The organism is Vibrio sp. 10N.286.45.E10, assembly GCF_002874195.2.
Classification (GTDB): Bacteria; Pseudomonadota; Gammaproteobacteria; order Enterobacterales; family Vibrionaceae; genus Vibrio; species Vibrio crassostreae.
Genome location: NZ_MCWD02000001.1, coordinates 2,333,819 through 2,357,850, shown reverse-complemented (window position 1 = coordinate 2,357,850; position 24,032 = coordinate 2,333,819). Strand labels below are relative to the sequence as shown.

Genomic DNA, 24,032 nt, shown 5'->3' with positions numbered 1-24,032 from the left:
ACATAATTTACCGATGATTTCAGTGGCTCTTTTGGTGATAAATCTTGCCAAAAGAGCAAAGTAGCCAAGTTCGACTCAAAACGTGTTCAATACACAAACTTGGCTACTCGCTGTTCCTATATGCTTGGGATTGGCGCTGCATTATCATCTTTACATTGCCGGTGTCTGTTCTTCTAAATTACCATTAGATATTGCTCACAGTTTTGTGCTAGAATCCGGCGATTCTCACTTGATGAAAATAGTTAAAGGAAGGCTTATGAAAGTGATCGAGGGTGGCTTCCCAGCGCCAAATGCAAAAATTGCTATCGTTATTGCTCGTTTCAACAGTTTTATTAACGAAAGTTTACTTTCTGGTGCAATCGATACTTTAAAGCGTCATGGACAAGTAAGCGAAGACAACATCACTGTTGTTCGTTGCCCTGGTGCAGTTGAACTTCCACTTGTAGCGCAGCGCGTTGCAAAAACAGGCAAGTTCGATGCGATTGTATCTCTTGGTACAGTAATTCGTGGCGGTACACCTCACTTTGACTATGTTTGTAGTGAATGTAATAAAGGTTTGGCACAAGTGTCTCTGGAATACTCTCTTCCAGTAGCGTTTGGTGTTCTTACTGTTGATACGATCGATCAAGCTATTGAACGCGCAGGAACCAAGGCTGGTAATAAGGGTGCAGAAGCAGCACTTAGCGCACTTGAGATGATCAACGTTCTTTCTGAAATCGATTCCTAATGGGGGCCAGTGTGAAACCAGCCGCACGTCGTAACGCACGTCAATTTGCTCTACAAGCAATTTATTCTTGGCAAATTACTAAAGAAAATATTGCTACCGTTGAAGAACAGTTCTTATCTGGTGGTAAGTATGATGAAGAAGAGCATCATGCTGCAGAACCTGCACTTGCTATGCCAGAAACAGACGTTGCATACTTCCGCGACCTGCTAACTGGTGTTGCTCTTAGCCACATGGAACTTGATAGCAAGCTTCGTCCATTCGTATCTCGCCCTATGCAAGATCTGGATCTGATGGAACTAGCGCTTCTACGTTTAGCTATGTACGAGATGACTCGTCGCGAAGATGTACCATACAAAGTGGTTATCAACGAAGCTATCGAGCTTGCGAAAGTATTCGCAGCAGAAGACAGCCATAAGTTTGTTAACGGTGTGCTTGATAAAGCTGCACCGCACGTTCGTAAGAAATAATATGTTCGTATATTGAATCTAAAGGTCAGCTATCATGCTGGCCTTTTTTGTAACTAAATTTCTGTAATATCAATAATTACGGTGATTTGTATGAAGACTAAAGATAGGGCATGTGATGTCTGGCGAATTTAACCTGATTGAAAAATATTTTGTAAATCGACAACCACAACGTAAAGATGTACATCTGGCTGCGGGTGATGATTGTGCTTTGGTCAAAGCGCCAAGCAATGTTGAGATAGCGATCAGCACGGACACCTTAGTTGCGGGTACTCACTTCTTAGCGGAAGCGAACCCAGCTTGGGTTGCACATAAAGCCTTGGCGTCTAACATTAGCGACCTTGCTGCTATGGGGGCGACGCCTGCTTGGGTTTCATTTGCGTTAACCATGCCTGAAGTGGATGAGGCATGGCTTGCTCCTTTCTGTGACTCCTTTTTTAAACTCGCAGACTACTTTGGTATCCAGTTAATTGGTGGTGATACAACTAAAGGGCCACTAAGTCTGACATTGACTGTACAGGGCTTTGTTCCTGAAGGACGAGCACTGCGTAGAGATGGCGCTAAAGTGGGTGACTGGATTTACGTAACGGGTAACCTAGGTGACAGTAAAGCTGGCCTCGAAGTGCTACTTAACCCTGAACAGAACAAAGCTAAGCCTTATGCACTTGAGCTTGAAGAGAGACACTACATCAGCTCTCCACGAGTGCTCGCGGGCCAGGCGCTCGTTAATCTTGCTTCGTCTGCTATTGATATCTCTGACGGCGTGATTGCTGACCTAAAGCATATCCTGAAGCGTTCAGAGGTTGGTGCAAGCATTGATGTGAGTTGCCTTCCTATCTCTCCAGAGCTACGCCAGTTTGCTTCTGATGTCGCTTCGGCTCAACAGTATGCGCTCACCAGTGGTGAAGAGTACGAACTGTGCTTTACTGTGCCGGAAGAGAATAAAGGGTCATTGGAAAGTGCTTTGTCACACACTGGCACAAAAGTCACCTGCATTGGCCAGGTAAGACCTGTAGAATATTTTGAATTACACAATAATGGTGAACCACTGAGTTGGAACTTAACTGGTTACGATCACTTTAAGGTTAATTGATGACAAACCCACTTTCTCTTATTTCTCTTAAAAACCCTTGGCATTTCTTAGCAACGGGTTTTGGTAGTGGCTTATCGCCTATTATTCCCGGCACCATGGGTACGCTCGCGTCTATTCCGTTGTACTTATTGTTGGTTCAGCTACCGTTCCCTGCTTACGTTGCTGTGGTGGTTGTAAGCTGCATTATTGGTATTAAGATCTGCCAAGTAACGTCTGATGATATGGGCGTGCATGACCACGGTTCTATCGTTTGGGATGAGTTTGCGGGCTTTTGGATCACCATGAGCTTGGTGCCGATGCTGAATATCCCTGCTGATGACTGGAAATGGCTTCTGACTGGTTTTGTGCTTTTCCGCTTCTTTGACATGGTAAAACCATGGCCGATTGGTTGGTTAGATGCGCGAGTTCATGGTGGTTTGGGTATTATGATTGACGATATTGTGGCGGGTATTATGGCGGCGATTTCGTTGTATGCCGTAGCGCATTTCGCAGGTTGGTTAGTGTGAGTTAGCTGAAGGTTTAGTTGGTGGTACACTAAACTAATTAACGGATACTAAAAAGGTTGACCCTAGGGCCAACCTTTTTGTTTTGTCGTTTATGCCGTTTGCTTGTGAAAGCTATTTAGCAAGGTAGTCAGAAATAGACTTCTCAATACCTTTCGCGTCTAAGCCTAGCTCTTCATGTAGCTCGCCTTGAGTGCCTTGAGCAATGAATTTGTCAGGTAGGCCAAGGTTCAATACTGGCATCAGTAGTTTCTCTTGCATCAAGAATTCAATCACACCCGCACCCGCACCACCTGCGATTGCGTTTTCCTCGATAGTAACCAGTACATCGTGGTCAGCAGCAAGTTGCTTGATCAGAGCTTCGTCTAGCGGTTTCACAAAACGCATGTCTGCAACGGTCGCATCGATAGCGTCAGCGGTTTGAAGTGCGCTCTCAAGGAAAGTGCCGAAGCTTAGGATAGCGACTTTCGAGCCATCTTTTGCTTTCGCACTTTCACGAACGATACGACCCTTACCAATCTCAAGCGCAGTAAACTCACTTTGGATCTCAGTGCCCATGCCATTACCTCGAGGGTAACGAACGGCACTTGGACCTGTGTGTTGGTGGCCAGTGTATAGCATTTGGCGACATTCGTTTTCGTCACTTGGTGCCATGATCACCATGTTTGGAATACAACGCATAAAGCTTAAGTCGAACGCACCTTGGTGTGTTTGACCATCGGCACCGACAAGACCTGCACGGTCAATCGCGAACATGACCGGTAGATCCATGATAGCTACATCGTGGATCAACTGATCGTAGCCACGTTGTAGGAAAGTCGAGTAGATAGCCACAATCGGTTTATCACCCGCAATCGCCATACCGGTTGCTAGCGTCACAGCGTGCTGCTCAGCAATAGCAACGTCGAAGTATTGTTCTGGATATTCTTTAGAGAAACGTACCATGCCAGAGCCTTCACGCATTGCAGGCGTGATCGCCATCAGCTTAGGATCTTGCGCGGCCATATCACACAGGAAGTCGCCAAAAATCTTAGAGAAAGTTGGTTTAGAGCTGGTGCTCTTAGGCAGACTTGAGTGTGCTGGATCGAATTTCGGTACGCCGTGGTAACCGATTGGATCTTTCTCTGCTGGCTCGTAACCTTTGCCTTTCTTAGTCATGATATGCAGGAACTGAGGGCCTTTAAGGTCTCTCATGTTCTTCAGCGTTTTAATCAGCTCATTCACATCGTGCCCATCAATTGGACCAATGTAATTAAAGCCTAACTCTTCAAACATGGTGCCAGGAACAACCATGCCTTTTAGGTGTTCTTCTGTACGACGAACCAGCTCTTTAATCGGCGGAACGCCAGATAGCACTTTCTTGCCGCCCTCACGAATAGACGTGTAAAGACTGCCAGAAAGAACTTGAGCTAGGTGGTTGTTCAGAGCACCTACGTTTTCAGAGATCGACATCTCGTTATCGTTAAGGATAACCAGCATGTCATTGTGAATATCGCCCGCGTGGTTCATAGCTTCGAATGCCATACCCGCAGTAATCGCGCCGTCACCAATCACACTCACGACTTTACGATTCTTGCCTTCTTTCTTTGCACTGATAGCCATACCAAGTGCAGCACTGATCGAAGTTGAAGAGTGACCAACCGAAAGGGTGTCGTATTCGCTCTCTTGACGCCATGGGAATGGGTGTAGCCCATCTTTTTGACGGATAGTCGACAAGCGGTCGCGACGACCAGTAAGAATTTTATGCGGGTATGCTTGGTGGCCAACATCCCAAACCAACTGGTCAAAAGGTGTGTTGTACACGTAGTGCAGAGCAACGGTTAGCTCTACTGTACCTAAGCCTGACGCTAAGTGACCACTTGATTGGCTCACCGAGTTAAGAAGATAGGTACGTAATTCATCACAAAGCTGTGTAAGCGTCTCTTTCGGGAGGAGACGCAAATCCTCTGGCTTATCAGCTAAAGCAAGAGTTGGGTACTTTGATATATCAAGAGTCATAGGTAATGCGCGCTTATTGTCTTAGTTCTTGCGCTCGATGACGTATCGGGCGAACTCTTCGAGTAACTGGGTATTGTATGGGATTGCAGCCAAAGCTTGAAGCGCTTCCTGTAGCAGAGTTTGCGCTTTTTCTTGAGCGCCCTCTAAACCTAGCAAAGAAGGGTAGGTGCTTTTGTTTAATTCTTGGTCAGAACCCTGTGGTTTACCCAAAGTTTCAGTATCGCTGGTGATATCTAAAATATCATCTTGAACCTGGAATGCTAATCCAATGGCATCGGCGTACTTGTCTAATTGAGGCATCACTTCAAACGCTTTTTCGCCAGCAGCGAGTGCACCTAAACGAATCGCACATTTCATTAGAGCGCCCGTTTTATTGCGGTGAACTTCTTCTAACTCTTCTAGCGTGACAGAGCGGTTTTCAGCTTCAATATCAAGTGCTTGTCCAATACACATACCTTGTGCACCAGAGGCTTCAGCTAGGCGTTGAATCATTCGAACGCGATTGCTTTCCCCGTCAGCACTTAATGTGCCTTCCGCAAGTATAGTAAACGCGAGAGTTTGTAGTGCATCGCCCGTTAAAATTGCCGTTGCTTCATCGTATTTGATGTGGCAAGTCTGATGGCCACGACGCAGTTCATCGTCATCCATAGCTGGAAGGTCGTCGTGAATCAGAGAATAGGCATGAATACATTCGATTGCAGAGGCTGGAGTATCGAGTTCTTCAGCGGAGCAGCCGAGCATTTCCCCTGTAATGTAGACAAGAAATGGACGTGCGCGTTTACCGCCTAAAAGTAACCCATAACGCATCGCGTTGATCAGGTTCTGATTTTGGTGTGGCAGGCGATCAAGCCAAAGGTTCAGTTGCTCGTTATTACGTGCTTGATAAGACAATAAAGTCTCGATCATAGGGGATCTCATACAATTCGTTATTCTGGTTGTGGGTTAAAGTCACTAAGTTCTGCGTTTTCATCATTTTGCAGTAGGATGCTAACACGCTGTTCAGCATCGTTTAGTTTGCTTTGACCGGCACGAGCGAGGGAGATACCTCGTTCGAACTTCTTCAGCGCATCATCTAAAGCTAGATCACCATTTTCTAGTTGATCAACCAAGCCATCAAGCTCTTCGATTGCTGCTTCAAAGCTCATATTTTCAGGTTTCTTAGTAGCCATAATAAATCTGCGTTTGGAAAGATGAACGAACGTTACCCTAGGCCGCTAAGATGGTCAAATGTAACCAAGAAATTTTGCTAGAAAGTTTGTTTTTAAGGGGCTTGAACTCACTTTGCTTGAATAACCTTAGCTTTATCGAGTTTATGCGCTACCTATAAGAGCAAAGTAAGCCAATAGTTGGGATTCAAAAACGAAAAGTGTGATACTTAGGCCAAGAATTTACTAAAAGATCTTATAGTCTTGCCGATACAAAGATTATCGTCGACATAGAGCTACAAAAAAGCATGAGGAGTGCTCAGTGGATTTAGCAACCCTAATAGGTTTGATTGGTGGATTTGCCTTTGTAATCATGGCAATGATCCTAGGTGGAAGCCTCGGGATGTTCTATGACACGACATCCATTTTGATCGTGGTTGGTGGCTCAACCTTTGTTGTTCTGATGAAGTTCACCATGGGGCAGTTCTTTGGTGCGACTAAAATTGCAGGCAAAGCCTTCATGTTTAAAGCCGATGAACCTGAAGATCTCATCGCTAAAGTGGTAGAGATGGCGGATGCAGCGCGTAAAGGTGGCTTCTTAGCACTCGAAGAGATGGAAATCAGTAACAGCTTCATGCAAAAGGGCATCGACCTGTTGGTAGATGGCCATGATGGAGATGTAGTACGTGCAGCATTGCAAAAAGACATCGCATTAACGACTGAACGTCACGAGCAGGGCGCGAAAGTGTTCTCTGCATTTGGTGATGTTGCTCCTGCGATGGGTATGATTGGTACCTTGGTTGGTCTGGTAGCCATGCTTTCGAACATGGATGATCCAAAAGCGATCGGTCCTGCGATGGCGGTAGCACTTTTGACCACTCTGTACGGTGCGATTCTTTCGAACATGGTGTTCTTCCCAATTGCTGACAAGCTTGCGCTACGTCGTGACCAAGAAACACTTAACCGTCGTCTAGTTATGGATGGTGTACTGGCTATTCAAGATGGTCAGAACCCACGAGTTATTGATGGTTACCTCAAGAGCTACCTCAACGAAGGTAAGCGCACGATTGATGGTGAACCCGCGTAAGAGGAGTTTAAGATGGATGAAGAGAATCCATGTAAATGTCCTCCTCCGGGGTTACCTCAATGGATGGGGACATTTGCTGACTTGATGTCACTGCTGATGTGTTTCTTCGTACTGCTGCTCTCATTTTCTGAGATGGACGTACTGAAGTTCAAACAGATCGCTGGCTCGATGAAATTCGCGTTTGGTGTACAAAACCGCTTGGAAGTGAAAGACATTCCTAAAGGCACCAGCATTATTGCACAAGAGTTCCGCCCTGGTCGCCCAGAGCCAACACCTATTGATGTGATCATGCAGCAGACTATTGATATTACGCAGCAAACGCTTGAGTTTCATGAAGGTGAATCTGAGCGAGCTGGCGGCACCATGCGTGACCAAGGCAAGATGACCGGAGGCAAGTCGCCAGAGGTTTCGACTCACGATAATCAAAACTCTGAGTCAGACCAACAGCAACAACAAGCTGAAGCTCAATCGCAAGAGATGGAAACCTTGATGGAAAGCATCAAGAAAGCGTTGGAACGAGAAATCGACCAAGGCGCGATTGAGGTGGAAAATCTTGGCCAGCAGATTGTTATTCGAATTCGTGAGAAAGGCGCATTCCCATCGGGTTCTGCTTTCTTACAACCTAAATTTCGCCCATTGGTGAGACAGGTCGCTGAACTAGTAAAAGATGTACCGGGCATTGTCCGAATCTCAGGACATACCGATAACCAACGTCTTGATTCAGAGCTTTATCGCTCAAATTGGGACTTGTCATCACAGCGAGCAGTGTCTGTTGCTCAAGAGATGGAGAAGGTTCGTGGGTTTTCTCATCAACGCTTGAGAGTGCGTGGCATGGCCGATACTGAGCCAGTCGAGCCGAACGATACTGAATGGCAACGTAGCGTTAACCGCCGCGTTGAAATCAGCATCATGCAGGGTGAACCGCTTTACAGTGATGAAGTGCCTGTTATTAATGAGTAGCCGATATGTGCACGCGGTAGTGAACAGATAGCATCGAAAGCCCAACCTTACAATGAGGTTGGGCTTTTTGTTTGTTGGTCTTCAATCATCTCTCTGCTGTATTTATGTCGTTTCGAAACCTGCTACTTTTAATAACAGGCAGTTTAATGATGGTGTTGCAGCAAGCACTCTTTTCCTTGCTTCACTTTCTCATGTATAATTCGCGCCCTTAGGTTTAGATATGATCTATTCTTGCTTCAAGTGCTGGGTAAATTCTCTAATTTGTTTGGCGATGAGCGTTTTCAAAATTTTGAACATTAATGTTGTGAAAGTACTATGAAATTTATTGTTAAGCCCCATCCGGAAATTTTTGTAAAAAGTGAATCGGTGCGTAAGCGCTTCACAAGGATTCTAGAGTGCAACATTCGTAACGTTATTCAACGTCGCTGTGAAAGTGTTGCGGTATTCAACCGTCGCGATCATATAGAAGTGACGTCTGAGAGTGACCAGTACTACACAGAAGTGTTAGAGGCTCTGACTCACACTCCAGGTATTCACCACTCTCTTGAAGTACAACAGTCTGAATTCAAAGACTTGCACGATATTTACGAGCAAGTACTAGAACGCAGCCGTGCTGACATTGAAGGCAAGACTTTCTCTGTTCGTGCTAAGCGTCGTGGTAAGCATGACTTTACATCTATTGAACTTGAACGCTACGTAGGTGGTGGTCTAAACCAAGCGGTTGAGTCAGCTAAAGTTCGACTTAAGAACCCTGATGTAACCGTTAAGGTTGAAGTGGCTAACGATAAGCTAAACCAAGTTCTAGCTCGCCATAAAGGCCTAGGTGGTTTCCCTCTTGGTACTCAAGAAGACCTACTGAGCTTGATCTCTGGTGGTTTCGACTCTGGTGTTTCAAGCTACCTGCACATCAAGCGTGGCTCTAAGGTTCACTACTGTTTCTTCAACCTTGGTGGCCCAGCGCACGAGATTGGCGTTAAGCAAGTAGCTCACTACCTATGGAACAAATACGGCTCATCTGCAAAGGTGAAGTTCATTTCTGTAGATTTTGAACCCGTGGTTGCTGAAATCCTAGAGAACGTTGAAGACGGCCAAATGGGCGTTGTTCTTAAGCGTATGTTCATGCGTGCTGGTGGTATGGTTGCAGAGCGTTTCGGTATTGAAGCGCTAGTAACGGGTGAAGCACTTGGTCAGGTTTCTAGCCAAACGCTAACTAACCTTCGCCACATCGACAACGTGACTGATACTTTGATTCTTCGTCCGCTTATCAACTGGGACAAAGAAGACATCATTGACCTTTCTCGTATCATCGGTACTGAAGACTTCGCTAAAGTAATGCCTGAGTATTGTGGTGTTATCTCTAAGAAGCCAACAGTGAAAGCGAAGAAAGGCAAACTGGAAGCAGAAGAAGCTAAGTTTAACTTTGAAGTGCTGGATCAAGTGATCGAGAACGCTCGTGTTATGGATATCCGTGACATCGAGAAAGAGAGCCAAGAGCAAGCGCCTGAAGTTGAACAAGTTCAAGCTGTTGCTGAGCACGCTATCGTTCTTGATATCCGTAGCCCAGAAGAAGAAGACGAAAGCCCACTAGAGATCGATGGTGTTGAAATTAAACACATTCCGTTCTTCAAGCTTTCGACTCAGTTCGGTGACCTAGACCAAGATAAAGAGTACTTGCTGTACTGTGACCGTGGTGTAATGAGCCGTCTGCAGGCGCTTTACCTACAAGAGCAAGGCTTCCATAACGTTAAGGTTTACCGTCCATAGTGGAGTGTTGACCAACCGTTAATCATTTTGCAAAGCCGCTTACTGAAAAGTAAGCGGCTTTTTTATTTTCTATTGTGAATGATTTACAGTAGTCAGACAGAGTCGTGAGTTTGGGCGTGCTATCGTCATGCTCAGATTCAAAATTTTTGATTGATAGAGAGAGTGAGCTCTAAACGGGTTTATAAGTACCGAAGAAGTGTGAGTATCTTGAAGTATTCTGTTACTTTTTAGTGCAACTCAATGGTGCTATTTGTATGTGTTCAGTTGATTATTTGAGTGGGTATCTGATTCTGTGATTAGCGATGAAAAATAATAAAGATTAATTAGCACAGCTATTGATAAACTTGTTGTTACATTTCTTTGCACATAAAAAAACACCGCCCATAAGGCGGTGTAAACAAATTTGACAGACAGGTCAAAATAAATACAGGAAGTACATGCCTCGTTTCAGTATAGAACTGCAACAAAACATTTGGTAGAACTCTACCCAACTCGAAAAGAACGAGTTTGCAAACACAACATCGCAGGAGCTAAGCCAATTGATTCTAGAGAGAATCAAGCCGTTCAGGCTAGCTGCTGCGGGATGAAATATAGAATTTCTCTGGCCGCTAGGCAATGGACAAATTATAATGTTTCAGATAAAAAAAACTAATGCTTATTTAGAGAGTAACTATGTCTCGTCGATTACCCCCATTAAACTCGCTAAGAGTGTTTGAAGCTGCTGCTCGACACTTGAGTTTTACGCGTGCCGCAGAAGAGTTGTTTGTTACTCAAGCGGCGGTCAGTCATCAGATCAAAGCGCTTGAAGAATTCTTATCTTTGAAGCTGTTTCGCCGAAGAAACCGCTCTTTGCTGCTGACTGAAGAAGGCCAAAGCTACTTCTTGGATATCAAAGATATTTTCACATCACTGGCAGAAGCGACGGACAAAGTGCTTGAGCGAAGTGAAAAGGGCGCATTGACCATCAGTTTACCGCCGAGTTTTGCCATTCAATGGTTGGTACCAAGGCTTGCCGACTTTAATCAGCAAGAACCTGACATTGATGTAAGAATCAAAGCCGTTGATATGGATGAAGGTTCGCTGACTGATGATGTAGATGTGGCTATTTACTATGGCCGAGGTAATTGGTCAGGGCTTAGAGCTGACAAGCTGTATCAAGAATATCTGATTCCACTTTGCTCACCTTCCGTGCTGCTAGGAGCTAAACCATTAGAATCTCTCAGCGATTTGGCATGTCATACGTTACTGCATGATACTTCTCGAAAGGATTGGAAACAGTTTGCTAAGCAAAATGGCATTGACGGGGTTAATGTTAATCACGGTCCTATCTTCAGTCACTCAACCATGGTGCTGCAGGCGGCTGCTCACGGCCAGGGGATTGCTCTTGGTAACAATGTGTTGGCGCAGCCTGAAATCGAAGCAGGTCGTTTGATTGCGCCTTTTGATGAAGTGTTGGTGAGTAAGAACGCCTTCTATGTGGTTTGTCATGAGAAACAAGCTGACATGGGTCGTATCGCCACTTTCCGTGACTGGATGCTAGCGAAAGCGCAAAGTGAACAAGAGGACTTACTCGATGAATAACGTCATCATTGATGGTGAAAACAACCCAATCACCTTTATCTTCGCTCACGGCGCGGGTGCCGGCATGGACCACGAGTTCATGCAGTCAGTGACAAAAGGGTTGACCTTTAAAGGGATACGAGTGATTCGTTTCAACTTCCCTTACATGATCAAGCGTGCTGAAGATGGCAAGCGTCGGCCACCTGACAGAGCCCCTAAGCTCCTTGAAGCCTACCAAGAGATCATAGAGCAATGCGACGCTGATAAGCTTGTGATTGGTGGTAAGTCGATGGGAGGGCGCATGGCGAGTCATTTGTCTGAAGTTGATAAAGTGGCAGCGATGGCGTGCTTGGGTTTTCCTTTCCACCCTCCGGGCAAACCAGAGAAATACAAAGGCGAACATCTCGCTGAGTTAGCTAAGCCGTGTCTTATTTTACAAGGCGAGCGCGATACCTTTGGTAAGCGAGAAGAGTTTGCTGACTTCAATCTATCGGATTCAATTCGAGTTGAGTTTATTCCCGATGGCGACCATAGTTTTAAGCCTCGTAAGAGTTCTGGTTACACCGAACAGCAGAATATTGCGTTAACCGTTGAGAAGTTGTCAGCGTTTATCAAAGAGGTGCTCAATGAAAAGTAAGTATTTACTCACTTTTTCAGGCATTTCTGGTGCGATCGCTGTGATGCTTGGGGCATTCGCCGCGCACGGTTTGAAGGCTATCTTGCCAGAGTATCTTTTAGGTGTGTTCGAGACCGGTGTTCAGTACCAATTTATCCATACTCTAGCGATATTGGCGTGTGGTGCTCTGCTACAGATGAAACTTGGCGCTAAATCACAAAAATATTTTTTCATTGCGGCAATTTGCTTTATCATCGGCATCCTTTGTTTTAGTGGCAGCCTTTATGGCTTAGCACTGACAGGAATAAAATGGTTTGGCCCTATAACACCGTTTGGTGGTCTACTGTTTATCATTGGTTGGGGAGTCTTCTCCTTCGCTGCTTTGAATATAAAAGAGGTAACTCAGTGAAACACGTACTACTTTATTGTCGCTCTGGTTTTGAAAAAGAATGTGCTGGCGAAATTCAAGACAAGGCAACACAACTGGAAGTGTTTGGTTTTCCTCGCCTAAAGAACAATACAGGCTTTGTATTGTTTGAATGTTACCAAGCAGGTGAAGCGGATAAGTTGATCAAAGAGATCGATTTCCAATCACTGATCTTTGCTCGTCAGATGCTAGCAGTGGCAGTTGAAATCAAAGACCTGCCAACCGATGACCGTATCTCTCCAATTCTTGAAGCGCTTTCTGAAAAAGAAGGTTTCCCTCGTTGTGGTGATATCCGTATCGAAACACCAGATACTAACGAAGCAAAAGAGCTTTTGAAGTTCTGCCGTAAGTTTACTGTGCCGATGCGTCAAGCGATGCGTGGTAAAGGCCTGATGACAGCGAAAGATAACGCTAAGAAGCCTGTGCTTCATTTATGCTTCATCGCTCCGGGTCACTGCTTTGTGGGTTACTCTTACCCAACCAATAACTCACAATTCTTTATGGGCATCCCTCGTTTGAAGTTCCCTTCAGACGCACCAAGCCGTTCTACATTGAAGTTAGAAGAAGCATTCCACGTATTTATTCCTCGTGATGAATGGGATGAGCGTCTTGCTCCAGGTATGTGGGGTGTTGATTTAGGTGCATGTCCGGGTGGTTGGACTTACCAATTGGTTAAGCGCTCGATGTTCGTTCACTGTGTTGATAACGGCATGATGGCAGACAGCCTAATGGAAACGGGTCAAATTAAGCACCACATGGTGGATGGCTTTAAGTTTGAACCAGACCGTAAGAACGTAACTTGGATTATCTGTGACATGGTTGAGAAGCCAGCGCGCGTTGCACACCTTATGGGTGAGTGGATCATCAAAGGCTGGGCGAAAGAAGCACTATTCAACCTTAAACTGCCTATGAAAGGCCGTTACGATGAAGTACTGCAAGATATCGAGAACCTAAAAGTGTTCCTTATTGAGAATAAAGTGAAGTTCAAGATGCAGGCTAAGCACCTTTACCACGATCGCGAAGAGATCACGGTTCACATTCAGGCGCTTTCAAACATCTCACCGCACTAATATTTACGTTAGGGTGTCAGTGAAAAAAATGCTCCTTTAAGGAGCATTTTTTGTATCAATACCATCGAGTCACAGCGACTTAAGCGTGTGCTTCGTAGCGAATATCTTGCAGATTGAACCCTAAATCGATATCGGTTTTGAGTGCCGATACTTGCTTACATACACGAGCGGATTCGATGTGCTCGTCGAACTTCTTACGGTATTTTTTCGGTAGATCTTCTGCTTGGTAGGCCGCTTCGATATCTGAGTAGGTGGTTAATATCTCTTTGGCTGCTTTTGGTCCGACACCTGGAATTCCCGGTACTTGGCTAGAGCTGACACCTGTTAACCCCCAGTAATCCGCCAGTTGTTCAGGCTTAACGCCAAACTCAGCTTCGATAAAGGGTTTGTCTAACCAACGGTGCTGGAAGTAGTCACGGATCTGCAGAGTGGGTGATAGCAGTTGGCAGTAGCCTTTATCCGTCGAAATGATGGTGACGGTTTCTCCGTGGTCAGCCACTTTCTTTGCCAGTGTTGCTACTAGGTCATCCGCTTCATCGCCATCAGACAGCAGTGAATCAATGCCTAATTCCCACCAAGCTTGTTGAATAGCATCAAGACCTTTCATCAATGGCTCTGGCATCGGTTTACGGTTCTGCTTATAAGAAGGGAGCACGTCTGCGCGCCAGCCACGGTCTTGTAAATGGTGATCAAATACCGCGATGATGTGGGTGGGTTTTGATTCATTCAGAATCTTATTGAGAGTGCGAGTTGTCGTGGTGATGGTTCTTGCTATATCGGTTGGGTCCGGCTGAACAGAGTGCACGCGTCGGATGAGGTTTAAGGCATCGATAATAACAAGATGGATAGACATAAGTTTCCACTAAATAGGCAATAAAAAAGGGGCTGCTAGCCCCTTATAGTAACGTATCACTTGGTGAGTTGAAACGTTAGCGACGTATACGTCATGACTTGTTTAGTTTTACGCTTGTCACCTGTTATCAGTTGCTTGCCATTATTAGCTACTAGACACAATCTGATAGCAAGGCACGTAGTCCGTACCACCCGGTAGCTTCATTCGATGTTGCTCCACAAAGTCATTTAGCAGTTGGTCCATTTTGGTCATTAGCTCTTTGTCGCCATCAATCAGGAATGGACCGTGCTTCTCGATCTCTAGAATACCCTCAGCTTTGACGTTACCTGCGACAATGCCTGAGAACGCTTTACGTAAATTAGCGGCTAGGCTCTCTGTTTTTTGGTCCATATGAAGATCAAGCGCCGCCATAGATTCGTGTGTCGGATCGAATGGCAGTTGGAACTCCGGCTCAATATGCAGTGACCAGTTATAGCTGTAGGCATCGCCGGTCTCTTTACGGTGAGATCGCACATCTGGCATCGCTTGTTTCATGATTTTTGCAGCGCGAGCAGGATCATCAATCACGATCTCATAGTGTTTCTGCGCATCAGGCCCTAAGGTTTCACCGATGAACTTATCGATAGAGCGGAAGTAAGCCTCACTCTCTTTCGAACCCGTTAAGACAATCGGCATTGGCTGCTCAGCGTTGTTCGGGTGCATCATGATCCCTAAGATGTACAGCAGCTCTTCGGCTGTGCCTGGGCCGCCTGGGAAAATGATGATGCCATGCGCCATACGAACGAATGCCTCAAGACGTTTCTCGATATCTGGCATGATCACCAGTTCGTTCACGATTGGGTTTGGTGGCTCAGCAGCAATGATTGAAGGTTCTGTCAGCCCTAAGTAACGATGATCAGTATAACGTTGCTTAGCGTGACCAATAGCCGCGCCTTTCATTGGCCCTTCCATCGCACCCGGTCCACAACCGGTACAGATGTTCAGCTCACGTAGGCCAAGTTCATTACCCACTTCGCGAGTGTATTGGTATTCAGTGGCATTAATAGAGTGACCACCCCAACATACAATCAGGTTAGGCTCGATACCCGGTGTAAGTGCGCCTGCATTTCTCAGAATACCAAATACGAGGTTGGTAATGTGAGTGGCATTAGTCAGGTTGAGCCTTTGGTTATCTGCGAGGTGCATGTTGACGTAAACAATGTCACGCAGCACTGAAAATAGGTGCTCTTGGAGACCTTTGATGATTTCACCATCGACAAAGGCATGCTCTGGAGGGTTGCTCAGCTCGAGTTTGATACCACGCTCACGTCGCACTACCTCAACATCAAACGATTGATACTTGTCGAGTAACTCTTTGGAGTTGTCGGTGTGGCTACCTGAGTTGAGTACCGCTAACGTACAGTTACGATACAGTTGGTACAGATCACTAGACGCGGTTTTCTTAAGACGCTCAACCTCAAGTTGAGAGAGTAAATCCATGCTACCGGCAGGGCTGATATGAGTGATCATAGTGCCTCCTTGTTGAAAAGAGCAGGGGACGTTGAAGTGACCCTCTGGCTCGAGAGTGAGAAGCAAACGTTGAAAGTGTTTGGTTAAAGGTGGGAGAGAGTTAACCAGACGAAACGGATACGACAGCGTTGCTTGCCAAGAATGCTTGTTAAGCGAATGTTAATCATTAGCTTAGCAAACATTGAGGGAAATGGTATGTGATAAGTATTTGAAAAAATGAAATAAATTAAATCTAAGGTGGCTTAGTTCCAAACAAGTTGGTTAGTGCCGCGTTGTTTTGCTTTGTTTAGCGTCTTATTGAGTCTTTCCAATACTTCTTCTGGTGTATCTGACTCTTTAAACTGAGTGCTTGCCGCACACAAGGTAATCGTGATTTGTTGGTCACGGAACTTAAAGGGCAAACGACTTACTTGAGTTTGGATGTTTTGAATGACCTGGTGGCAATATTCATCAGTTTGCTCTGGCAGCAATAAGACAAATTCTTCACCTGAAAAACGCGCCACAGTATCAGTGGTGCCTGCTTCTTTGGTGATGGTTCTTGCGATGATTTTGAGTGCTTTGTCGCCCGCGGTATAACCAAAGCTATCGTTAATCGCTTTGAAGTTGTCTATATCGAGCAGTACTACGCGCAGTGAGTGTTGTGCGCGGATCCAGCGGCGATACTCAAGCTCTAAGCGGTCAGTAAAGGCGGTGCGATTGTAAACCTTTGTTAGCGGGTCAAGCAGCATGCGTTGAGCCTGATCTTCCAAACGCTTACGGTAATCTTGGGTGACTTCATACAGTGAATCTAACTGAGTCTTTCCGTAATTCATTCTCTCTATTAGAGCTTGTTCTTTTTGCTCTGCGTGGTTCAATCTTTCCGAAAGAGAGGCTATTTCACTGAGCAGCGGGTTAATCGAGCGCTTTAAACTATCAATATCTTTTGCTTTCTCTACAGAGTTTTGGCTCTTAGTGACAAGTTCATTTAACTCAGAGTTAAGCCCTTGGCGGTGCTCAAAGTAGCTTTGGCTCTGGTCGGTATTTTGGTCTGCCGTTTTGATGCTGGAAGCTAGAGATGAATTAAGCTGATCAACAAATTGTTCAGACTTCTTACGTTCTAGGTTGGTGCCTTCAATGACCAGTTTGAGGATCTGAAGTGTCAACTCAAGTAGGTTTTGTGTGGAAACACCAAGCAGCAGCTTCGCTCGAATATCGGTAAGGAGATCACCCGATTCACCCTCGAAATCAAGTTCAGTGATCAGATGTTGTAATTCATTTGATAGGTCGGAAAGGAGCTCTTGTTCCGGAGAATACGTAGCGTCGGCAAAATGAGTGCGTGAGTTATTCGCCATAATCTTAATGGCACGCTCATAAATACCGAGAAGTTTCATGGCATGATCGACTTTTTGACTGCCATTGCATTCGGAGAAGCTAAGTAAGTTTCGTAGGTCGCGTTTAAGCTGCGCTGGAAGGCCTGTTATGCGCTGCAGCGTTTCCCCACTGTGCTTAATGCTATCGTCCAGATATCCGTTCTGTTTATCCATAGCCAACGTTTTCTGCTTAAGCATCCTTTCTAATACTGCCAGCTTTGGGATCATTGAGCTAATGTCTTTTTGCTTTTCTAGCTCTTCCCTAAGGGCAATGAGGTTTTCATCTAAATGACTGTTACTGCCAACACATGCGTCACTTAAAGATGTGACGATACGCTTTAGAACTTTCTGTTCTCTAATAAACTTGAACGAGGTGTCTCTTTGCGTCAAACGAACCTGCTCCAACTGAGATTTCAGCTGGTGGAGTTGCGCCTGAATGTCTTTTTCAAGAATGCCCATAGATGTATTAATTAGCGCCGCGTAGACCGATCTCGATCATTTTGATGAAATTCCGTTACATCGATAATAACAAAACTAAAAATAAGGTCACGACTTGCCGCTCTTAACCGCTCGCAAATCAGTCATCTTTTAGCATTTTTTTGATGTTGTCCTCATTCTGGTACGACGATTGTATTTTTATTAACCCTTGATTAATCGCATGTTTACACGCTTCTCTTATGTTACCAGTTGCAAGGCTCGCTGCTGGTGCATTATCGATAGCTTTTAGGTATACCCATTGGCTGCTGCGCTCTTTGAGACTGATCTCACGAGCTAGATTGGTCGACATTAACAATACGTCGAGCAGCTCTTGATCGTTAATTGCGGTGTAAGCGCGTGGTAAAAACGGGTAGTCAGCGATGCCCATGCGGACCGTTCGATTGATGTTACGCTCTGTTTCGAAGTCATTCACCCAAGACTGAATCTTTCTGAACATGGCCTCAGGCGATAAATCACGGTCGGCGTTGGGCTCGATATAAAGCAGGTTCGCATCCGAGAAATGGTAAACACGAGCTGGACCTTCAAGCTTAGATTTGAGGAATTCACCGAAAGCATCTTCCAGTTCTAAACCGGCTTTGTAACCGTTCTGCGTGTACATGTTGCGCAAGAACGGCAAATCAATCATCACAAAGCGCAAACGGTCGTTCAGTGGTTCATGAATCAATTCCCCCATCTGCCATTGCTCAAAGGTCTGGCTGGTTTGCTCCAAAGAGTTCGAGAGCTTCGCATTGAGCATTCTTAGGTTAGGAAGCTTCGAACGCGAGTGCGTAAAGAGATCTGTGCGTAGTGAGTCCACTTCTTTGGCCAAGGTTTGAATGAGGTAGCCTCGGCGTAGCACAAAGAAGAACAAGACAATGCTGAACAAGAATAGGGCGAACGATATTTTTTGGAACTTACGATGCTCCAGTTTGTATTTTTCTAGCTCTTGCGCTTGGCCTGCATAGTGCAAGGTCTGCTCGGCAAACTCTTTCTGTTGGCGGAATGCATCTTCGCCAACACGGTTAAGTTTTTGCTGCTCTAAAGAAACAAGGCTGTTGTACTGCTTGAGGTTTGCTAGCGCCTGCTGTGGACGACCAGCCTGCTCATAACCTAAAGAAAGTAAGTAGTACGAGCGTTGTGAAAGGCGCATGTTTTCTATCTGGCGTGAGATCTCAAGTGCGCGTGTTGCATGCTTAATCACGTCTTCGCTTTCTTGCAGGTGATAAGCCAACCCAGCCGATAACAGTGCGGCACGACCTTCCAGCTTTGGTATGTCGGTGTATTCCAGCAGCTCAAGGGCACGTGTTAGGTACTGTTCTGCTAAAGGGTAATTATAAAGGCGTAGGTAAGTCGCTGATAGGCTTAGGCGAATATCAATGACTTCGTGGATATCTCGGTCAGTACTTTCGTGATCAAGAACGTTGAAGAAGTGCACCAGGGCAAGGTTATATTTCCCTTGATAGAAGTACACGTCACCCATTTTCTTAAGCACTTGCGCTAAGACAGGTGAGTTTTCAAAGTTATCATAGAAATCAGCAGCTTGAGAAAGGTGCTCTAGCGCTTTATCTAAAACTTGGCGCTCAAAGAAAAGCTGAGCAAGTAGGCGGTTTACCTTGGCCAAGCGTGAACTCAGGTTGCCTTCGACTGATTTCCAATAGCCATACAACAACTCAGACAGCGCGTGGTTGTACTCTTTGTGGGTCAGATAAAACTCACCGACTGAGATGTGGTAGTCGATGGTGACTTTTTCAGAGTAGCGCTGGTCGAGGTAGGTTTTGGCTTCTTGATAGAACTTCTCAGCTTCGTCGACCTTGTTGTCGTAAGAGGCGATGTCGGCTTTTAACATGATCAAGCGATAGGTGATGCCTTCCGTCAAGCGTAAGGTTTTATTCACCGATTCTAGGTTTGCTTCAATACCTGCTAGCTCTGATTTTGCTTTGGCTGATTTTCTATCATTAAGCCAAACCAAGCGAACTTTTAGGATCTGGAGATCCAGCTTTAGGTAATCAAGCTTATAGGTTTTCGCTAGCTCAGAGGCCTTTTCGATGTGCTTGATAGCAATGCGAATATTGCCAAGGTTGTACTCTGCTTTAGCTAAGATCTTATACGCATCGATACTGCTGTTTGGTGTTCGAATAGAAGAGTCTGTCTCTTCGCGAGAAATAGCAGAAGGGCTTTTCTCGCGTTGATCGGAAAGGACACGAAGCGTTAGGTAGCTGTTGGCCATTTGTTTTGCTTGGCTCGGCTCGATCTCAACCAAGTTATTGGCTTCATTGAGCAGCGCCGACGAGTAGACCGACGCATTAACCGATGTGCTTAAGCTTAAAATAAATAGGCTAACGACGTATAACCAACGCATTTCAATGTCCCTTTAAAGATGAGGTAGGTTCCAATAAGTGTGTGGTTTGTATGCCTATTATTGGCGAGCCATACGCTTGTTGTGGCTTGGTCTATCTTGCTCTGTTGAACGGTACGGGTTGATATCCAGACCACCACGACGCGTGTAACGAGCAAATACGGTTAGCTTCGATGGACCACAGTATTTCATGATGTCAGTGAAGATACGTTCGACACATTGTTCGTGGAATTCGTTGTGTTCACGGAAAGAAACTAAATAGCGTAGCAGAGCTTCACGGTCAATTTGCTTACCTGAATATGCGATCTTAACGCTGCCCCAATCCGGTTGATTAGTGATCAAACAGTTCGACTTCAATAGGTGGCTGTGCAGTGTTTCTTCGACTTCTTGTTCGCCAGCAGCGCCCTCAAGCAGTGATGCTTCAAAGTCATAGCTAGTGATGTGGATGTCTTGGTTGTCGATACATTCGCCTTCCATCGTTACGATAGGTTGGTTGGTGTAGTCGGTTACTGAGTTTACATTCACAATGACGGTTTCGCCTGCACATGCTGACAAATCTTGGGTCAGGCGCTCAGTGACTTGTTCCCAGTTTTCAAATTGAGTCTGGTTGTAGCTGTTCAGGTACAGTTTGAAAGATTTTGATTCAATTAAATTTGGGCTGGTTGCCGGGATGAAAACTTCGCCAACAGCCACTTGTGGTAGGCCATTGGTGTTTAGCCACGAAAGCTCGTACATAGTCCAAATATCATGACCAACAAAAGGCAGCTCGCCGTTTAGCGCAAGATCATCGCGATTAAGGCTACGAGGCACTGGTTGCAATAAACTTGCATCGTATTGGTTAGAGTACTCAGTTTTTTGGCCTAGGGTTAAACCCGCTAGCTCTTTTGCGTCAGAATATTTGCTCATACTTTCGTTTCAAATTCGATTAGAATGGGGTCGATTTTACTGAATCCCCATTACCCTGTCATTAAGTCATCGCTTATTCGGCAAGGAAAGGCCCAGATTCTATTTATTATTATGTGTTTAGGAGATTTTCATGACTCAACGTGCTCAAGACGCACTACTTTCTTTCAGTCAGCGATACGTTGACGCGTGGCAGCAGCAACACCAAAGCTTACCTCGTAATGAGGAGTTGGTGGACATCGTATCGCCATGCGTAGAAGAAAAGAGTGGCGACGCCGTGTTGTGGAAGCACTATCCACGTGAGCAATTCGCGGATTTCACCAACGTTGAAACCGGTATTGAGTTGACTCTGCATGAAGACATCAAGACTTTCTATGGCGCACAATTCAGCGCAGATATGAATGCGACTTTTGATGGTAACGAGCTGACTCTATTACAGATTTGGAGTGATGAAGACTTCGAATGCCTACAAGAAAACATTTTGGGTCACCTAGTGACTCAGCGTCGCTTGAAGCTAAAGCCTACGGTTTTCATTGCCGCGACCGATGCAGAGCTGGATGTTATCTCTATCTGTAACCTAACGGGTAACGTGATTTTGGAGCGCTTAGGCACCAAAAATCGTGATGTACTAGCCGAGACATTGGCAGAATTTTTAGAAAAGCTACAACCAGCGGTATAAATAGATGTACGTACTAGAACTTCAATTTGAGTGTTTTGACAACACAACGGTAAGCGCTGTCGACAAGGCTGTTAATGGCTTAATGGATGCACTTCGTTATAACGGGCAAGTGTTGGGGCGTGAATTTCCTATCGTGATGGGTGACGGCGAATTTTATGTTCGCGTTGTCTGCCCAGAGCAAGACAGCTTGCACCCGCGTAACCACTCAGATTTCGTAAAAGTGTGTTTTGATCGCTTGTCTAACGCGAGCCTGCTTGCGCCTAAAATACGTTTACTGGGGCGAGATCTTAACTCTGAAGAAGTGGCCGAAGACGAAGCGCCAAGCTGGCAGGTGTTGTACACGACGTTCGTTCATACCTGTTCGCCGCTACGCAGTGGTGACAGCTTGTTGCCGATCCCTCTGTATCGCAACCCGCCAACCTTCAATGGTGACCATAAAGCCGTATTGAAATGGCAGACTGAATGGCAAGCTTGTGATGAAGTCCAAATGGGTGGTGGTTGTCGTGCTGAACACGCAACTCTGACAGAGATTAGTGATACTAAAAGTGTGTTGTTCAAACGCGGTTGGGGCTTGAGAGGACGCATTGAATATCTCACGAAGATCCCGACTTATTACTACTTGTACCGCGTGGGTGGCATTAGCTTAAAAGCTGAAAAAGAGCGCAAATGCCCGCAATGTGGTGGCGAATGGCTGCTAGATGCGCCTATCCACGATATTTTCTATTTCAAGTGTGATGACTGCCGTCTGGTATCAAACATCTCTTGGGATCATCTTAAGTAATCCATAAAGCTTAATTTTCGATTCAAGGTATCGAAGTGTTGATCAATACTTCGATACTTATTCCTCTGTTTTCTCTCTGCTAGCTTCTCGTCTGTTTCTCTTTCTTTGACCTCCATATTGAGCATTAATCAGTATTGGGCTTTTCCAATATTGTCGAATCTATTTCGCCCTTAAGTACGCTCATTCTGTGCTGTATGTCTCTCTCTGTAGTCCTCATGTATTCACCGAAATAATTCCACACCCATCAACTTTTGATCATTTCAATAGTTAACTGGATCACAGTAATCAATCAGTTCTCTTTCAATTTATATTCTGCTCAATATAAATGGGATCGATCCCATGGGAATGTTCCCATTTATAAGTGATAACCTAATTCTAGATCTGAAAGGAATGGACGATGAAACTGTTACCTATTGCTGCTGCACTCTCTACTGCTTTACTTGCACCTAATTTATACGCTGATGAAACCACACCATTAGAGTTCAATGGCTACATGCGCGGAGGCGTTGGCCTGAGTAATGAAGGCGGCTCAAACAGCAAGTGGGAGGTGAGTAAAGTTGGACGACTCGGCAACGAAAATGACCTGTATGGCGAGTTTGGTTTTAGAAAAGAAGTGTATGCTGAGGACGACGTTTCATTTTTAGTTGATTCCATGTTGTCGTACTGGCAAGGCCAAGATGAGAACGCGGCGGATAAAAGCGTTGATGTAGTTCAACTCAATGTTCAAGCAGTAGGGCTTTTTGAAGATAAAGATATTGGTATTTGGGCGGGTGAGCGCTACTACCAACGCCATGATGTTCACATCGTTGATAACTACTACTGGGATGTAAGCGGTATTGGTGCGGGGGTTGAACACATCAATATGGGACCAGGTAAATTATCGGTGGCTTTGATTCAAGACACGGTTACTGGCGATGTGTTTGATGGCAAAGAAACCACAGCCATGATTGCTGATATACGTTATGCGGGTATTCCATTGTGGAAAAATGCTGATCTTGAGGTCGGTATTGATATGAACTTCGCCAATGAAAAGCAGGGCCAAACGGTGGACGCGGATGATAGCGTGATGCTGACTGCCAGCCTAAATCAAAAACTAGCGGGTGGTTTCAACAAAACCATTCTCCAAGTGGCTAACTCTGGTTATGCGGAGCAGATGATAACCTTTGGTACAGGTAAGGGCATCGTTCGTGATGTAAATAACAACGATGCGGATGGCTTCCGATTGATTAACTGGGGTGTGCTTGATATCGGTGAGAACATCGAATTTGGTCACACGGTTCGTTATGCCGCGTCATCGGATGTTGGTGCGAATAACAGTGATGATGAGTCGTTCAGTGCTGTAATCCGTCCGCTTTATAAGTGGGACAAGCGCATGCGTACCATTCTTGAAATTGGTGGTTTTGTAGAAACGATTGATAACAAAGATGGGGCGGGTGGTAAATTTACAATCGCTCAGGCTTGGGTTCCACAAGTGGGTTTCTGGTCTCGTCCTGAATTTCGTATCTTCGCCACTTACCTAAATGATGCAGAAAACGACAATGCCTTCGGTGAAGGAAAAAACAGTGAAATGAGCGTTGGTATGCAAGTGGAAGCTTGGTGGTAAGTCGAGCCTTTCTAACTAATTGCGGTACATAAAAAACTGCCGTAAATAAAAAGGGGCTGACGTTATGTCAGCCCCTTCGGGTATCTATACGATGCTGCAGTTTAGGTG

22 protein-coding genes are annotated in these 24,032 nt (G+C 45.3%); 14 read left to right on the top strand and 8 right to left on the bottom strand.

Annotated features, from left to right (window positions below; translation table 11 throughout):
- The first annotated feature begins 256 nt into the window (after positions 1-256).
- The 4 genes from ribE (at position 257) to pgpA (ending at position 2,790) form a co-directional block, all read left to right on the top strand.
- The gene (ribE, locus tag BCU34_RS10410) at positions 257-727 is read left to right on the top strand and encodes a 6,7-dimethyl-8-ribityllumazine synthase (RefSeq protein ID WP_004741508.1); all 471 of its coding nucleotides are present in this window, start codon (positions 257-259) and stop codon (positions 725-727) included.
- On the top strand, positions 727-1,194 hold the full coding sequence (gene nusB / locus BCU34_RS10405) for a transcription antitermination factor NusB (protein ID WP_004734399.1): 468 nt from the start codon (positions 727-729) through the stop codon (positions 1,192-1,194). The genes ribE and nusB overlap by 1 nt, the downstream gene beginning before the upstream one ends.
- A 115-nt stretch (positions 1,195-1,309) precedes the next feature.
- On the top strand, positions 1,310-2,284 hold the full coding sequence (gene thiL / locus BCU34_RS10400; protein WP_102479759.1) for a thiamine-phosphate kinase: 975 nt from the start codon (positions 1,310-1,312) through the stop codon (positions 2,282-2,284).
- On the top strand, positions 2,284-2,790 hold the full coding sequence (pgpA, locus tag BCU34_RS10395; protein ID WP_048605519.1) for a phosphatidylglycerophosphatase A: 507 nt from the start codon (positions 2,284-2,286) through the stop codon (positions 2,788-2,790). The genes thiL and pgpA overlap by 1 nt, the downstream gene beginning before the upstream one ends.
- A 111-nt stretch (positions 2,791-2,901) precedes the next feature.
- On the opposite strand, the gene dxs is transcribed toward pgpA, so the two are convergent.
- From dxs to xseB, 3 genes are read right to left on the bottom strand one after another with little or no spacing between them, the layout of a single operon-like run.
- Entirely contained in the window at positions 2,902-4,785 is a 1,884-nt protein-coding gene (dxs, locus tag BCU34_RS10390; RefSeq protein ID WP_048605516.1) for a 1-deoxy-D-xylulose-5-phosphate synthase, read from the bottom strand.
- A 21-nt stretch (positions 4,786-4,806) separates the two neighbouring features.
- Positions 4,807-5,691 (bottom strand): (2E,6E)-farnesyl diphosphate synthase, encoded by an 885-nt coding sequence (ispA, locus tag BCU34_RS10385; protein ID WP_048664556.1) that lies wholly within the window; start codon positions 5,689-5,691, stop codon positions 4,807-4,809.
- A gap of 20 nt (positions 5,692-5,711) precedes the next feature.
- Positions 5,712-5,954 carry an exodeoxyribonuclease VII small subunit gene (gene xseB / locus BCU34_RS10380; RefSeq protein WP_004734405.1) on the bottom strand — a complete coding sequence of 81 codons (243 nt, stop codon included), beginning with the start codon at positions 5,952-5,954 and terminating at the stop codon, positions 5,712-5,714.
- A 298-nt stretch (positions 5,955-6,252) separates the two neighbouring features.
- Between xseB and pomA the strand changes: the two genes are divergently transcribed.
- The 7 genes from pomA (at position 6,253) to rlmM (ending at position 13,414) form a co-directional block, all read left to right on the top strand.
- Positions 6,253-7,017 (top strand): flagellar motor protein PomA, encoded by a 765-nt coding sequence (gene pomA / locus BCU34_RS10375; RefSeq protein ID WP_004734406.1) that lies wholly within the window; start codon positions 6,253-6,255, stop codon positions 7,015-7,017.
- A gap of 12 nt (positions 7,018-7,029) precedes the next feature.
- On the top strand, positions 7,030-7,977 hold the full coding sequence (locus tag BCU34_RS10370) for a flagellar motor protein MotB (RefSeq protein WP_102398339.1): 948 nt from the start codon (positions 7,030-7,032) through the stop codon (positions 7,975-7,977).
- 315 nt (positions 7,978-8,292) lie between these two features.
- Complete coding sequence (thiI, locus tag BCU34_RS10365) at positions 8,293-9,741, top strand: tRNA uracil 4-sulfurtransferase ThiI (protein ID WP_048658100.1); 1,449 nt, start codon at positions 8,293-8,295, stop codon at positions 9,739-9,741.
- Positions 9,742-10,413: 672 nt separating this feature from the next.
- Entirely contained in the window at positions 10,414-11,322 is a 909-nt protein-coding gene (locus tag BCU34_RS10360; RefSeq protein WP_017063339.1) for a transcriptional regulator GcvA, read from the top strand.
- A complete protein-coding gene (locus BCU34_RS10355; RefSeq protein WP_102398338.1) occupies positions 11,315-11,938 on the top strand; it encodes an alpha/beta family hydrolase in 624 nt (207 codons plus the stop codon). Before BCU34_RS10360 ends, BCU34_RS10355 begins: the two co-directional genes overlap by 8 nt.
- On the top strand, positions 11,928-12,326 hold the full coding sequence (locus BCU34_RS10350; protein ID WP_048664560.1) for a DUF423 domain-containing protein: 399 nt from the start codon (positions 11,928-11,930) through the stop codon (positions 12,324-12,326). The genes BCU34_RS10355 and BCU34_RS10350 overlap by 11 nt, the downstream gene beginning before the upstream one ends.
- Positions 12,323-13,414, top strand: coding sequence for a 23S rRNA (cytidine(2498)-2'-O)-methyltransferase RlmM (gene rlmM / locus BCU34_RS10345; protein ID WP_017070491.1), 1,092 nt, complete (start codon positions 12,323-12,325; stop codon positions 13,412-13,414). Before BCU34_RS10350 ends, rlmM begins: the two co-directional genes overlap by 4 nt.
- Positions 13,415-13,493: 79 nt before the next feature.
- Here rlmM and xni read toward each other — a convergent pair whose 3' ends face one another.
- From xni to queF, 5 genes are all read right to left on the bottom strand, one after another.
- The gene (gene xni, locus BCU34_RS10340; protein WP_102478921.1) at positions 13,494-14,267 is read right to left on the bottom strand and encodes a flap endonuclease Xni; all 774 of its coding nucleotides are present in this window, start codon (positions 14,265-14,267) and stop codon (positions 13,494-13,496) included.
- A gap of 144 nt (positions 14,268-14,411) precedes the next feature.
- Entirely contained in the window at positions 14,412-15,776 is a 1,365-nt protein-coding gene (ppnN, locus tag BCU34_RS10335; RefSeq protein WP_102478920.1) for a nucleotide 5'-monophosphate nucleosidase PpnN, read from the bottom strand.
- Between the two features lie 242 nt (positions 15,777-16,018).
- The gene (locus tag BCU34_RS10330; RefSeq protein WP_102478919.1) at positions 16,019-17,584 is read right to left on the bottom strand and encodes a diguanylate cyclase domain-containing protein; all 1,566 of its coding nucleotides are present in this window, start codon (positions 17,582-17,584) and stop codon (positions 16,019-16,021) included.
- Between the two features lie 118 nt (positions 17,585-17,702).
- Entirely contained in the window at positions 17,703-19,961 is a 2,259-nt protein-coding gene (locus BCU34_RS10325) for a tetratricopeptide repeat protein (protein WP_048658093.1), read from the bottom strand.
- Between the two features lie 57 nt (positions 19,962-20,018).
- The gene (queF, locus tag BCU34_RS10320) at positions 20,019-20,864 is read right to left on the bottom strand and encodes an NADPH-dependent 7-cyano-7-deazaguanine reductase QueF (protein WP_102478918.1); all 846 of its coding nucleotides are present in this window, start codon (positions 20,862-20,864) and stop codon (positions 20,019-20,021) included.
- Positions 20,865-20,994: 130 nt separating this feature from the next.
- Between queF and syd the strand changes: the two genes are divergently transcribed.
- From syd to BCU34_RS10305, 3 genes are all read left to right on the top strand, one after another.
- Positions 20,995-21,540: a SecY-interacting protein gene (syd, locus tag BCU34_RS10315; RefSeq protein ID WP_017089736.1), complete on the top strand. Its 546-nt coding sequence runs from the start codon at positions 20,995-20,997 to the stop codon at positions 21,538-21,540.
- Positions 21,541-21,544: 4 nt separating this feature from the next.
- Positions 21,545-22,321, top strand: coding sequence for a Zn-ribbon-containing protein (locus BCU34_RS10310; protein ID WP_102478917.1), 777 nt, complete (start codon positions 21,545-21,547; stop codon positions 22,319-22,321).
- 397 nt (positions 22,322-22,718) lie between these two features.
- Entirely contained in the window at positions 22,719-23,924 is a 1,206-nt protein-coding gene (locus tag BCU34_RS10305; protein WP_102478916.1) for a carbohydrate porin, read from the top strand.
- Positions 23,925-24,032 lie beyond the last annotated feature (108 nt).